Annotated in this window: 14 protein-coding genes; 8 read left to right on the forward strand and 6 right to left on the reverse strand. The window is 44.8% G+C overall.

What is annotated here, in order from left to right:
* Positions 1-64: 64 nt before the first annotated feature.
* The 4 genes from KFE98_01800 (at position 65) to KFE98_01815 (ending at position 2,230) form a co-directional block, all read left to right on the forward strand.
* A complete protein-coding gene (locus tag KFE98_01800) occupies positions 65-685 on the forward strand; it encodes a uridine kinase (GenBank protein ID UTW62915.1) in 621 nt (206 codons plus the stop codon).
* Positions 686-767: 82 nt separating this feature from the next.
* Positions 768-1,424 carry a fructose-6-phosphate aldolase gene (gene fsa, locus KFE98_01805; GenBank protein ID UTW62916.1) on the forward strand — a complete coding sequence of 219 codons (657 nt, stop codon included), beginning with the start codon at positions 768-770 and terminating at the stop codon, positions 1,422-1,424.
* Positions 1,425-1,451: 27 nt separating this feature from the next.
* Positions 1,452-1,904 carry a D-tyrosyl-tRNA(Tyr) deacylase gene (gene dtd / locus KFE98_01810; protein UTW62917.1) on the forward strand — a complete coding sequence of 151 codons (453 nt, stop codon included), beginning with the start codon at positions 1,452-1,454 and terminating at the stop codon, positions 1,902-1,904.
* Positions 1,904-2,230, forward strand: coding sequence for a nucleotide pyrophosphohydrolase (locus KFE98_01815; GenBank protein UTW62918.1), 327 nt, complete (start codon positions 1,904-1,906; stop codon positions 2,228-2,230). The genes dtd and KFE98_01815 overlap by 1 nt, the downstream gene beginning before the upstream one ends.
* 13 nt (positions 2,231-2,243) lie before the next feature.
* Here the strand turns inward: KFE98_01815 and KFE98_01820 are convergent, their stop codons facing one another.
* From KFE98_01820 to KFE98_01845, 6 genes are all read right to left on the reverse strand, one after another.
* Positions 2,244-3,566, reverse strand: a complete 1,323-nt coding sequence (locus KFE98_01820; GenBank protein ID UTW62919.1) for a hypothetical protein — start codon at positions 3,564-3,566, stop codon at positions 2,244-2,246.
* Between the two features lie 23 nt (positions 3,567-3,589).
* Positions 3,590-4,336 (reverse strand): hypothetical protein, encoded by a 747-nt coding sequence (locus tag KFE98_01825; GenBank protein ID UTW62920.1) that lies wholly within the window; start codon positions 4,334-4,336, stop codon positions 3,590-3,592.
* 147 nt (positions 4,337-4,483) lie between these two features.
* On the reverse strand, positions 4,484-5,065 hold the full coding sequence (locus tag KFE98_01830) for a DNA-3-methyladenine glycosylase I (GenBank protein UTW62921.1): 582 nt from the start codon (positions 5,063-5,065) through the stop codon (positions 4,484-4,486).
* 11 nt (positions 5,066-5,076) lie between these two features.
* Positions 5,077-7,782 (reverse strand): gliding motility-associated C-terminal domain-containing protein, encoded by a 2,706-nt coding sequence (locus tag KFE98_01835; GenBank protein ID UTW62922.1) that lies wholly within the window; start codon positions 7,780-7,782, stop codon positions 5,077-5,079.
* Positions 7,783-8,280: 498 nt separating this feature from the next.
* The gene (gene atpC, locus KFE98_01840; GenBank protein ID UTW62923.1) at positions 8,281-8,514 is read right to left on the reverse strand and encodes an ATP synthase F1 subunit epsilon; all 234 of its coding nucleotides are present in this window, start codon (positions 8,512-8,514) and stop codon (positions 8,281-8,283) included.
* An 11-nt stretch (positions 8,515-8,525) separates the two neighbouring features.
* A complete protein-coding gene (locus KFE98_01845; protein UTW62924.1) occupies positions 8,526-10,031 on the reverse strand; it encodes a F0F1 ATP synthase subunit beta in 1,506 nt (501 codons plus the stop codon).
* Between the two features lie 183 nt (positions 10,032-10,214).
* On the opposite strand from KFE98_01845, the gene KFE98_01850 reads away from it, so the two are divergent.
* From KFE98_01850 to KFE98_01865, 4 genes are read left to right on the forward strand one after another with little or no spacing between them, the layout of a single operon-like run.
* Positions 10,215-11,144, forward strand: coding sequence for a bifunctional riboflavin kinase/FAD synthetase (locus tag KFE98_01850; GenBank protein UTW62925.1), 930 nt, complete (start codon positions 10,215-10,217; stop codon positions 11,142-11,144).
* On the forward strand, positions 11,116-11,730 hold the full coding sequence (locus KFE98_01855) for a leucine-rich repeat domain-containing protein (GenBank protein UTW62926.1): 615 nt from the start codon (positions 11,116-11,118) through the stop codon (positions 11,728-11,730). Before KFE98_01850 ends, KFE98_01855 begins: the two co-directional genes overlap by 29 nt.
* Positions 11,731-11,994: a hypothetical protein gene (locus KFE98_01860; GenBank protein ID UTW62927.1), complete on the forward strand. Its 264-nt coding sequence runs from the start codon at positions 11,731-11,733 to the stop codon at positions 11,992-11,994.
* Between the two features lie 12 nt (positions 11,995-12,006).
* A complete protein-coding gene (locus tag KFE98_01865; GenBank protein UTW62928.1) occupies positions 12,007-12,513 on the forward strand; it encodes a GNAT family N-acetyltransferase in 507 nt (168 codons plus the stop codon).
* Positions 12,514-12,586 lie beyond the last annotated feature (73 nt).

Consider the following 12,586-nt stretch of genomic DNA (forward strand, 5'->3'; position numbering starts at 1 on the left):
CTGAGGCAGCTCAAAATTCGAAGTTCAGAATCCAGAATTCGAAATTCAACTCTATTTTTGCCCCATGAGTTTAACTCCATATATCGTAGGAATAGCTGGCGGAAGTGCCTCAGGAAAAACGTCTTTCATTCGGGATATTCGAAATGCCTTACCCAAACATTCGTTGGCCGTTATTTCACAAGACCACTATTACCTGCCTAAGGAGAAACAACAACAGGATGAAAACGGATGGATCAATTTTGATCTACCCACCTCCATCGATCGTCAAACTTTTTTGACCGATATCCTTCGCTTGAAGGAAGGACATTCCATTGTTAAAACGGAATACACCTTCAACAACGCGGACAAAGAACCAGAGGAAATTGTGATTCAGCCTGCCCCTATAGTAGTGATGGAAGGCCTATTTGTTTTCCACTACGAGGAGATTCGTAAACTACTCGACTTGCGGGTTTATCTGGACGTTAGAGAAGACATCAAATTGCAGCGCCGCATCAAACGAGATGCAGAAGAGCGCGGCTATCCGGAACATGAAGTTCGCTATCAGTGGGACAATCATGTGACCCCATCTTACAAAAAGTACCTGCGTCCCTACCGGGATGATGCCCATGTAATCATCACCAACAATACTTCTTACAACAAAGGATTGGATGTTCTTTTGAGCCACCTGCGGTCCAAAATTTCGTGAAAAACTTGTACCCCAATTTACTTGGTGTGCTGCCCGGGTAAAATTACCTTTGCGCAAAACATAAACGCACAATAAGGGTACTATGAAATTCTTTATCGATACGGCAAATCTGGAACAGATTCAAGAGGCTGCTTCCCTCGGAATTCTTGATGGAGTAACTACCAATCCTTCGCTTATGGCCAAGGAAGGAATTACCGGACAAGAACGCATCATTCAACACTACATTGACATCTGCAACATTGTAGATGGTGACGTAAGTGCAGAGGTTATCTCTACCGATTTTGACGGTATGGTAAAAGAAGGTGAGCACCTGGCTTCTCTTCATGAGAACATCGTAGTAAAGATCCCTATGATCAAAGACGGTGTTAAGGCCTTAAAATACTTTTCGGATAAAGGAATTAAGACTAACTGTACCCTCGTATTCTCCGCTGGACAAGCCCTTTTGGCTGCTAAGGCCGGAGCTACTTATGTTTCTCCTTTCATCGGTCGTTTGGACGATGTATCTACAGACGGTATGGATTTGATTGCTCAGATTCGTCAGATCTATGATAACTACCTATACGACACGCAAATTTTGGCTGCGTCTGTACGTCACACCATGCACGTGATTAAATGTGCTGAAGTGGGTGCTGATGTTATGACCGGACCACTTTCTTCCATCACTGGATTGCTTAAGCACCCTTTGACCGATATCGGTTTGGAAAAATTCCTGGCGGACTACCGCAAAGGAAACGCTTAAGTTCTTCGTTAATCCCTCTTTAGCTTCATGCGGGCAGTAATTCAACGAGTGAGTCGAGCCAGCGTGGCCATTGACGACCGCATTGCGGGCAAAATTGATCAGGGCCTTTTGGTGCTGCTGGGGATCGAAGAGGAAGACGATCAAAATGACATGGAGTGGCTGAGTCGAAAGATTTGTCAGCTACGCATATTTGCCGATGAAAACGGGGCCATGAACCTGAGCGTTCAGGATGTGGGTGGTGATTTGTTGGTGGTAAGCCAATTTACCCTACACGCCAAAACCAAAAAGGGTACTCGGCCCTCTTTCATCAAGGCAGCTCGTCCGGAAACGGCGATTCCCCTCTATGAAGCTACCGTAAAACAGATGGAAGCCGATATGGGCAAACCTGTGCAAACGGGAGAATTTGGTGCGATGATGCACATTGAATTGATTAACGACGGACCGGTAACGATCTGGATAGATACCAAAAACAAGGAATAATGACAATCCAAGAAGCACAAAAAACGGTTGATGAATGGATCAATACGATTGGCGTTCGCTACTTCAACGAATTGACCAATATGGCACAATTGACCGAAGAAGTGGGTGAAGTTGCCCGTATTATCGCTCGTCGATATGGAGAACAAAGCGAAAAGGAATCGGATAAGGACAAGGACCTTGGTGAAGAATTCGCCGATGTTTTATTCGTATTGATTTGCCTGGCGAATCAAACGGGTGTGGACCTAACGGAAGCGTTTGAAAAGCGAATGGAGCGCAAAACGAAAAGGGACAAGGATCGTCACAAGAATAACGAGAAGCTTAAATAAGGTAAGCACCCTGCTACTCCATCAGTTTATCTACCCTTAGAAACACATCCCAATACTTTTCCTGGGTCATGTCGGCCCAATGGATTTGATAATAGCGGTATTGGTAGGTTTGAATCTGACACAGGAGTAGTAATGTAAGCACTCCTCCAACCAGTACTTTGTGCCGCCATCCGGCAAACTGGTGCAGGGCCATAGCCAACAAAAAGCCGAATAGAGGAAGGTACTCGATATAAACCCGAGAAGAAAAACTACCTCCATAAAACCACATCCACCAGCTGGAAAGGACGTAGGTTAAAACCGCAAAAAAGAGGAGTACATTCCAGGCTTGAAACCGGTTAAATTTCCAAAGTCCCCAAAGACCTGAAACAAGAGCTAAGAGGTATAAAGGAGTGTACAGGAACAGCCCCTTTTTGTAACTAAACAGAATATCCCACATATGTGGGTCAGTCCAGATAAAACCTTCTTCACCGTAGGAATACACCCAAAAAGAGTCCACCGAAACGTAGTAGATCAATCCCTGGATAAAAGGAAAGAAAAGACCTATTAAAATTACAGGTAGCAGCTGGGCAGGTCGTTGAAGGAGATATCGAGCACCAAGTAAAAACTGAGATAGAGATCCAGCCAAAAAAGGAAGCAACAAAACCACCAAACCATTAACCGGTCTGATCAAAACAATCATCCCCAATACGGCTGCAACGCCCATGGCTGATAACCCATTTGGCTTCCGAAAATAGCGATCTCCCAAGGCTAAAAAACCACTTACAAAAGCAAAGGAATAGACATGCGACATACCAGGTTCACTCACGATGTAGTAGAACAAATTGGTACCAAACACGAGTCCAATGAAAACCAAAATTTGAGCACCTTCCTTCACTCCATACCGACGCAACCAAGCCCCGAGAAACAATAAGCCAAGCAGGGTATAAAACACCGCCGCTACATTAATAAACATGGGATAAAGCCGCGAATATCCATCGGCATCACCACCCGACATCCAAGTAAGCACATGGGCCATACCAAAGAAAGGGGCCTGTGCCAAAGCGGTTCCCGCAAAATACTTGTTGGTGACCTTTCCATTGGATTGGGTACGGTAGTCGTAGAAAAGATTGGGATCGTGGTATTTCTCTCTTTCGATCATATCGAAAAAGCCGTAGTTTAAATCCTGGTAAATGAATACCGCAGGCAGGTAAGCATAATAGCCCTTTCCGTCCGCTTCCAAAATGTTTTTCCATCTTTCCTTACCCCAATTCACATTGGAGCAAATGGCCAGCAAAAGGGCCGTCATAACCAATAGAACCCACCCTGAAGGTTTTATCTTTTTAAGCGGTTGTAACATGAAGGTGTAAAGGAATAAAAATCCTAAGGAATAAGCTGGCTTAGGTCAAAATAAGTGCAAGGGTCCCCGAGAATGGTTACCTCTCTGGAAACTACGGTACCAGGTGAAGTGTGTAATTCCAAAATATGCTTACCCTGAGTTAGTCGCAGGCTCTTTCCCGGATCCAAAGGTGAACGGGTGTCACATGGAACGGGATCAACATCATAATCGGAAGAGTTGATCTCAACCACATAATCATCATCTACGCGCAGGGTCCAGGTAGAATTTAAAGGTTGGGAAGAATAGAAAACTACCTGCGTTTCGGAAAAAGCTTCCCGTGTAAGCATCACTTTCTGGCAAGCCTCAGGAATCAAATCCACACTTCCCTCCCATTCATTACCCGCCTGATCGGTAGCCCGGTAATTATAGGCTTGAGGAACAAAGCGAGTAAAGGTTAGCTGACCTTCTCCACCTATACAGGCATCTTCTTCAATAGGGTGAAAATTGAATGTACCAGATCCCATACTTCCTCCATCGTAGCATTCTACCTTTTTGAGCTCAACATTTATGGCTCCTCCTTTTTCAGTATTGGTGCAAAATGAGATGGTTCCCGGAAGGTAGGAGCAACTGCATCCCTCAGGTTGTGCATTTGCGTTGTAGTTGTCCGCATTGGGATCAGCACACCCCGATTCTTTACAAGATTGAAACATAGCCATCAATGCCAACAATAGCAATCCTGTCCACTTTCCCTTTCGGGAAATGATATCTGCCCTTCTTAAAATTTCAACCATGTAGAATATTTTCCCCTGGTCAGGGGCTAAAAATATTCATTTCCTGTTAAACGCAAAAAAAAATGTTCTGAGCACTAGGGGATTCCCCTGGATCTAAGAGTCTAAAACACTATTGGCTATCAGCACTTTAAATAGATACCCAAGAAATTAGGAAGTAAGTTCCTGATAGCGAAAGCAATCCTGCATGTGGTCATTCACCATTCCTGTAGCCTGCATATGGGCGTAGATAACAGTGGATCCAACAAATTTGAATCCCCGTTTTTTCAAATCCTTGCTAATCTTATCCGATAGTTCTGTTTTGGCAGGTACTTCTCCCATCTCCTTAAACTGATTCACCTGTGGTTTTCCACCCACAAAATTCCAGATATAAGAACTGAAGGACCCTTCCTCTTCTTGCACCTTTATATAGGCCTGTGCATTAGAAATGGTGGCCAAAATCTTCAATCGATTTCGAATTATCCCGGCATCCTGTAGCAATTCTTTGACCTTGGCATCATCGTATTGGGCAATCTTGCGGTAATCGAATTGGTCAAAAGCCCTTCGAAAATTCTCTCTTTTCCGCAACACGGTTATCCAGCTTAAGCCAGCCTGAAAGGTTTCCAAAATCAAAAACTCAAACAAGCGATCCTCATCGTATAAAGGAGTTCCCCATTCTTCATCGTGGTATTGGACATACAAAGGATCTGTTCCGCACCAGCTACATCTATTGCGGGAGTTGGTTTCTGACATTGTATAAGGAATTATTGGCCTTCTATTAAATAGATGATTCCGGTTTCGGATTGCTCGTATCCAAAGTTGTCTTTAAGGCCGGCATATTGAATCACATAAGTATAGACTCCTGCCGGACACTTGGTTCCATTCGGATGATTTCCATCCCAGGCCGCTTCGAGTTCATGACCGGTAAAAACGAGTTGCCCCCATCGATCGTAAATGAACATGTGAAATTCAAGTACGTTCTGACCGTAAATTCTGAATTCATCATTGATTTCATCTCCATTCGGTGAAAACGAATTCGGAATCCAAAGGGTGATACTATCGCAGAGCTTTTCTATATTGATAATCGCCGTATCCATACAGCCGTGCTCATCCAATACTTCCAGAGTATAGCGCCCTTCTTTTTGAATAAGAATCTCTTTTCGCCTGCTCCCATTGCTCCAATAGTATACTGCAAAATCATCTTCAGGCCCGAGGAAATAGTTCAAATTACACCAGGTAAAATCCAGGTCAGGGTCAAAGGTAATTTCCGGATCTCCCACCACATTGATATCGAGCGTATCAGAAATGGCACATTTACCATCGTATGAATGAATGACCTGATAAACCCCTTCGCCACTATCTCTGGGCCTAAATCTGCCCGTGGTATTAATTACCCCATCAATGGTCCATGTACCGCCGTTTGCACGACTTTCTAAACGTACACTTTCCACCGACAAACAATAATGAGTCTGGTTGAGAATGGTAGGGTCCTTGTACTCATGCACAAAGATGAATTTAGTCTCCCGGAAGCGACAACCGTTGGAATCAGAAACCACGTACCTTATGGCATGATTACCCACATTAAGTCCATCAGGATTAAACCAACCCTGCGCAGAATCTACAACTCCTTTGCCCGAAAATTCACCTCCCGGAGTATTTGGGGTCAACTGGATAATTTGATCCGAATTACAGGCAAAATCAGGTGCGGTAAATTCAGCATCCGGTTTCGCATGAATTCGAATTTGCTGGTGTCCCGTATCACCACAAGCCCCAGCAATTTCATAACGAATATTGTGTAACCCGGGACCAGCCGTAGAAGGGCTAAACCGCCCAACAATTTGATGCGTGATCCCCCGTCCAAACCAAGTTCCTCCAGGGTTTCGGGATCTAAGAACAGTATCGTTGTGGTTTTCACAAAACGGGCCATTGGTCAATAAGGTCGCATCAGCAGCCTGGGTAACTACTACATTAACAGCAGCTGTATCTCGGCATCCATTCGTATCGAGCGTGATGTGGCTAATTGGATAATTACCAGCCGGAACATTTCTTGGATTAAAGACACCCAGTTTAAAATCAGAAAGGCCATTCCCTAGGAAGCTACCGTTGGAAGTGAGGGTAAGTGCCGTATCGTTTGGTGAATTGGTGCAAAGGGCCGTTTTCAAATTAAAGGTTGGATCATCCGGCTTAGAAACCAGAATATTTAGGGTATCACTATCCGGACAACCACCGGTAAAGGAATAGACTATTTGATGGGTTCCAGGAAGTACAATTCGGGGATTGAACTGGCCGGTACCGTTTACTCCATTGCCACTCCAGGTTCCGCCCGTTTGAACGGGTACAAGCATAGATGGAGCATCATTAAAGCACTTCACCGTAGGACCATTAAAGCTGGCATCATTTCCCTGAGCTAACCAAAAGGTATCTCGAATGGTGGTTTTACAATGATTTCCCACGGTATAAACGGTGGCATTGTTTCCAAAGGGAGGTTGAAAATTGAGCAAGAAAGTTCCTTGTTGAGAAAGAAAAGGATTTCCGCTCCAGGTTCCGGTAGAAGGGTTAGCGGTAAAGGTGACGTTAGGTGGTCCTGTACAAATGGTATCGGGCACAAAGGTTTGAACCGTTGGAAAGGTATCCACGATGAGGAAAATGGTTTGTGTATCTCCACAAAGTCCACCGGAAGAATAGGTAACCCAATTGGTATCGAAGAGGGCTTGCCCTGGTGAAAACTGGCCATTGCTTGTATTCAGTCCCGAGCCTCCCTGCCATGTTCCACCTGGATCTGCGGTGGTCAGCGTAAAAGGAGGATCACTTTTGCAGTAAATTCTTTTGGTGGTTGTTATGGTAGCATCGAAGGATGATGGGTCTATATTGACCGTGACCGAGTCCAATATGGAATCACAACCCGCCGTGACCGTGACGTAATACTTTGTTGTGGCGGCTGGTGATGCCTTGGGATTGGCCACCGTATCACTACTGAGACCGTTGGAAGGCCCCCACTTATAGCTGTAGCCCGTTCCACCTACATCTAAGGCAGCACTATCTCCTCCACAAATGGTGGTGTCTTTTAAAATGCTGGTGTAGCTATTCAGAATATTCTGGTAAACACAAAACTGCTGCAGGTTGCTCGCCCCACCTGTGGAAGCAACGATTCCCCAATAAACCAAAGAATCTTTAAAAACAGAGTCAATTAAGTTGCCCTGGTAAGAGGTTCTGAAATCGCAATCGAACCAAACCGATAAGCGGGTGGAATCCGCATCCCATGAAATTTTTACGTGGTGCCATTGCCCATCTTCCACATTGGTTGTGGTGGGTGAAATCTGGATCGGTCCAGCTAAGTTGTTGACGCCGGAATGATTATTATTCCCTTTGGCCAGGATGGCGAGGTGATCGTACCAGGGATCCGAGAGGTTTCCATTTTGCCAGGTATCAAACTCAATGACCACCGAGCTATCAAGACCTTGGTAGCCCATACCTCCTCCCCAGTACCATTCGAAGGACTTCGCGAAGGTCGAAATAGAAAAGCCATTCCATCCGCTCCCCCATTATTACTTCCAAGGTAAGCATCGAAGGTGTATTCAAAATCGTGCTTAAAGTTGACCCGGGTATTGTTGTAAACCGCACCGCGTTGACTGTTGAGAGCCTGGGTAATTCGAAAGCACCCATTACCCAATACAGCAGCCGTTCCGGTTACCGTGTATTGGGCATGAGAGACCATAGAAAATGCGGTCGCTACCCAAAGTGCAATTATGAGTTTAAATCTTATTCCCAGAAAAACAGTCATGAACCACCAGTTCGATGGTTCCAAATATAGCCATTATCCCGAGCTTTAGGAGCTTGAATGACAAATCGGTAGACCGGGCGAATGAACGGCCGGGCTGGATTGGTGGTTACAAGAGTATGGAGCAAAAAAAAGGGAGCTATGTCAGTAAGCTCCCTTTGCGGAATTAGAACTATTAACTAAAAACAAATTACTCCGCTAGTACTACAACGTTGTTGTTTAACACTTCAACTACGCCTCCATTAACCTGGAAACTTTCTTCGTTTTGACCGTTTTTTACCACGATCTCACCCTGGCGTAGGGAAGCGATCATCGGTGCATGATTATTCATCACACCGAATGATCCGTCTTTTCCAGGGAAGGTTACCAATTCGGCATCACCCTGGTATATGTTTTTGTCTGCAGTTAAAATCTCAACCGTCATGTTTTCCTTTATTAGGCCATGGCCAACATAGACTCACCGGTCTCGATAGCCTCTTCAATACTTCCTTTCAAGTTGAAAGCGGCTTCCGGATATTGGTCTACTTCACCATCCATAATCATGTTAAACCCTTTGATCGTTTCCTCGATCGGCACCATAACTCCTGGGATACCTGTAAACTGCTCAGCTACGTGGAAAGGTTGAGACAAGAAACGCTGAACACGACGAGCGCGGTGTACGATCAACTTATCTTCTTCACTCAATTCATCCATACCCAAAATGGCGATGATATCCTGAAGTTCTTTGTATCGTTGAAGGGTTTCTTTTACACGCTGAGCACATTTGTAGTGTGCTTCACCTACGATCTCTGGAGTAAGAATACGAGAAGTAGAATCCAATGGATCTACCGCTGGGTAGATACCCAACTCAGCAATCTTACGAGAAAGTACCGTAGTTGCATCCAAGTGAGCAAAGGTTGTTGCAGGAGCAGGGTCAGTCAAGTCATCCGCTGGTACGTAAACCGCCTGAACCGAAGTAATCGAACCATTCTTAGTAGAAGTAATTCGTTCCTGCATTACACCCATTTCTGAAGACAGGGTAGGCTGGTAACCTACTGCAGATGGCATACGACCCAAAAGGGCTGATACCTCAGAACCTGCCTGGGTAAAACGGAAAATGTTATCGATAAAGAACAGGATATCTTTTCCAGATCCAGTTCCATCACCGTCGCGGTAGTACTCAGCCAAGGTCAATCCTGACAAAGCCACACGAGCACGTGCTCCTGGAGGCTCATTCATCTGACCGAATACGAATGCCGCTTTAGATTCTTTCAATGTGTTTTTATCAACCTTGGTAAGGTCCCAACCGCCATTTTCCATGGACTCGTTAAACGCTTCACCGTACTTGATAATTCCGGATTCGATCATCTCACGAAGAAGGTCATTTCCTTCACGAGTACGTTCACCTACACCGGCGAATACAGACAAACCGTCGTATCCTTTTGCAATATTGTTAATCAACTCCTGGATCAATACGGTTTTACCTACACCGGCACCACCAAACAATCCAATTTTTCCCCCTTTAGCGTAAGGCTCGATCAAGTCGATTACCTTAATACCGGTAAAAAGTACTTCAGAAGAAGTTGACAAGTCTTCAAATTTAGGAGCGGCATTGTGGATAGCGCGTCCCCCAGTTTTATCAATGGTACCGATACCGTCGATGGTATCTCCCACTACGTTAAACAGTCGGCCGTTTACATCGTCACCAATCGGCATACGGATTGGAGCTCCCTGAGCCACCGCTTCCATACCTCTTTGCAAACCATCTGTGGCATCCATTGCAATGGTACGAATGGTATCTTCACCAATGTGCTGCTGACATTCAAGCACTACTTTAGAACCGTCTTCACGGGTCACCTCAAGGGCGTCATAAATATTGGGAAGCTCAACTCCGCGTGTCTCGAAAGTGATATCGAGAACCGGGCCGATGATCTGAGAAATTTTACCTACTTGTGCGGACATTTTTCGTCTGATTATTTTAGTATAATAGCTAACTCTAAATTTGAGCGCAAAAGTAGGTCTTTTTGAGTTAAGAAAAATGCGTTTGTTGATAATTTAAATTAGCTACTTTTGAGCGAAATCAGAAGCCTCAAAATTATTTTTGTAAATCATTGATTTCCTGAACCTTACACACCCGCTAAGAAGTTGAAAATTTACAACAGCATTTCGGAGTTTTCCACCACTCTCCCCATTGTCGGAACAACAGGAACCTTTGACGGTGTTCATCTCGGTCATAGACAAATTTTAAAACGCATGTCGGAATCGGCTCGCGAAATGGAAGGAGAAACGCTCCTTCTCACCTTCTACCCTCACCCAAGGATGGTGCTGTTTCCCGAGAATAATGACCTGCGATTGTTGTGCTCTCAAGAAGAAAAAATTGAACTTCTTCGCGAAACCGGATTGGACCATTTGGTTATTCACCCTTTTACCCGTGAGTTTTCAAGGCACACCTCCATTGAGTTTGTCCGGGATATCCTCATCCACCAATTGCACGTGAAGAAATTGGTGATTGGTTATGATCATCAATTTGGTCGCAATCGGGAAGGATCTTTTGAGGAATTGGTGGAGCTCAGTGATCTCTACGGTTTTGAAGTGGAAGAAGTGCAGGCTCAAAATTTTGGCGAAATCGACGTAAGTTCCACCAAGATTCGCAAGGCTTTGAATGCTGGAGATGCGGCAAAGGCTAATGCATACCTCAGCTCGAACTACCTCCTTTCCGGAACCGTAGTCGAAGGAGAAAAACTGGGCCGGAAAATTGGATTCCCCACTGCCAATATTGCCCTGGACTTTGCCCACAAACTTATTCCGGCACCGGGTGCTTATGCCGTTCGGGTGCGTTGTTTAGGAAATTTTTTCAAGGGTATGCTCAATATTGGGATACGCCCAACAGTTAATACTGGGAACCAGTTAACCCTTGAGGTGCACATTTTTGATTTTGACCAAAGCATTTATGGAGAATCGATTCAAGTGGAATTGGTTGACCGTATCCGGAATGAAGTTAAATTTGAAGGTATAGAGGCACTCCAGAAACAATTGCATGCTGATCGTGAAAAAAGTCTTTCCATATTGGGCTAATGCCTTGGCCACCTTTATTCTTGGGCTGATGACCTTTACGGTTCAGGGCCAACATTACTCCCTCGAACAACTTGACACGGTCTATACCTACACTTCTTTAGACGAAGCGCTCAAAAATCCTGAGGACGTTATCAAACTCAACTTGCGAAAGAAAAAACTGGACTCGATCCCCAAGGCTGTCTTTACCTTAACCAACCTGCAAAGCCTGAACCTGGAAAAAAATAAGATTGACACGCTTCCTCCTGAATTGGGGCAACTAAAGCACCTGCAAGTGCTCAAGCTCAACAAAAACGTGATTCGGGAAATCCCGGAAGTAATCGGTGAGCTCACCGAACTAAAACGTTTTCACATCGGAGAAAATATGCTGGTTTATGTGGATCCAGCGGTTGGTAAATTGGCTTCTCTCGAATACTGGGATATTTGGAGTAACGATCTTATTGGACTGCCCAATACCATTAAGGAACTCAAAAATTTGAAGGAATTAGATATGCGTGTCAACGCGGTTAAGGAAGAAGTACAAGTAGAAATGCAGGACTGGCTTCCATCCGCTAAAATGCACTTCTCCTACGATTGTAATTGCTATTAGATGAAAGTTTCTGTCGAAATCAGTAAGTATCCCCTCACCAAGGATTACCTGGAACCTATTCAAAATTTTATTGACCAGCTTCACACCTATCCGGACATAAAGGTGGAAACCAATACCATGAGCACCCAAATATTTGGCGAATACGATTTAGTAATGCGAGCCCTCCAGGCCTGTATTAAGCAATCTTTCATCGACGATTCTAAGACGGTGTTTTCCATGAAAATCCTAAATGCGGACCTCGATCCGGAAGCTCCCCAGTTTTAGCCACAAAGACTTATGAACCAACAAATCACCTTACGACCATTTACCCGAGAAGATGCGCCGAGAATGGCGGAATTGGCTAACAATGCTTCGATTAGCCAAAATATGCGCAACGCCTTCCCGCATCCCTATACCCGCGAAAATGCATTGGAATTTATTGGCATGGCCAACTCGATGGATCCTGTCACAATATTCGCCATCGAGGCCGATGGAACTTACGTTGGAAACATAGGCCTGCACAAAGCCGAAGATGTTTATCGAAAGAGCGCCGAAATCGGCTATTTCATTGGAGAACCTTTTTGGAATCAAGGCATAGCGAGCGCAGCTGTAAAACAGATGGTGGAATTTGGATTTGAAACCTTGAATCTCAAACGAATTCACGCCGGCATCTTTGATTACAACCAAGCCTCGGCACGGGTTTTGGAGAAATGCGGCTTTGAAAAGGAAGGAATAGCCCGAATGGCCGTATTCAAAGGAGACCAATTTTACGATGAATTGCGCTACGCCATCATCAAAGCGTAGAATGGATAAAAGAAATGCAGCCCACCTCAAATAAAGATGAGCTGCACCAGCGCTAATTCAGGATACTCGACCT

It is taken from the genome of bacterium SCSIO 12741 (assembly GCA_024398055.1).
Classification (GTDB): Bacteria; Bacteroidota; Bacteroidia; order Flavobacteriales_G; family Salibacteraceae; genus SCSIO-12741.

Bases quoted from the DNA above. Each gene is read 5' to 3' on its own strand.
- KFE98_01800 (UTW62915.1), top strand. From the start codon at position 65: ATGAGTTTAACTCCATATATCGTAGGAATAGCTGGCGGAAGTGCCTCA.
- fsa (UTW62916.1), top strand. From the start codon at position 768: ATGAAATTCTTTATCGATACGGCAAATCTGGAACAGATTCAAGAGGCT.
- dtd (UTW62917.1), top strand. From the start codon at position 1,452: ATGCGGGCAGTAATTCAACGAGTGAGTCGAGCCAGCGTGGCCATTGAC.
- KFE98_01815 (UTW62918.1), top strand. From the start codon at position 1,904: ATGACAATCCAAGAAGCACAAAAAACGGTTGATGAATGGATCAATACG.
- KFE98_01820 (UTW62919.1), bottom strand. From the start codon at position 3,566: ATGTTACAACCGCTTAAAAAGATAAAACCTTCAGGGTGGGTTCTATTG.
- KFE98_01825 (UTW62920.1), bottom strand. From the start codon at position 4,336: ATGGTTGAAATTTTAAGAAGGGCAGATATCATTTCCCGAAAGGGAAAG.
- KFE98_01830 (UTW62921.1), bottom strand. From the start codon at position 5,065: ATGTCAGAAACCAACTCCCGCAATAGATGTAGCTGGTGCGGAACAGAT.
- KFE98_01835 (UTW62922.1), bottom strand. From the start codon at position 7,782: ATGGGCTACCAAGGTCTTGATAGCTCGGTGGTCATTGAGTTTGATACC.
- atpC (UTW62923.1), bottom strand. From the start codon at position 8,514: ATGACGGTTGAGATTTTAACTGCAGACAAAAACATATACCAGGGTGAT.
- KFE98_01845 (UTW62924.1), bottom strand. From the start codon at position 10,031: ATGTCCGCACAAGTAGGTAAAATTTCTCAGATCATCGGCCCGGTTCTC.
- KFE98_01860 (UTW62927.1), top strand. From the start codon at position 11,731: ATGAAAGTTTCTGTCGAAATCAGTAAGTATCCCCTCACCAAGGATTAC.
- KFE98_01865 (UTW62928.1), top strand. From the start codon at position 12,007: ATGAACCAACAAATCACCTTACGACCATTTACCCGAGAAGATGCGCCG.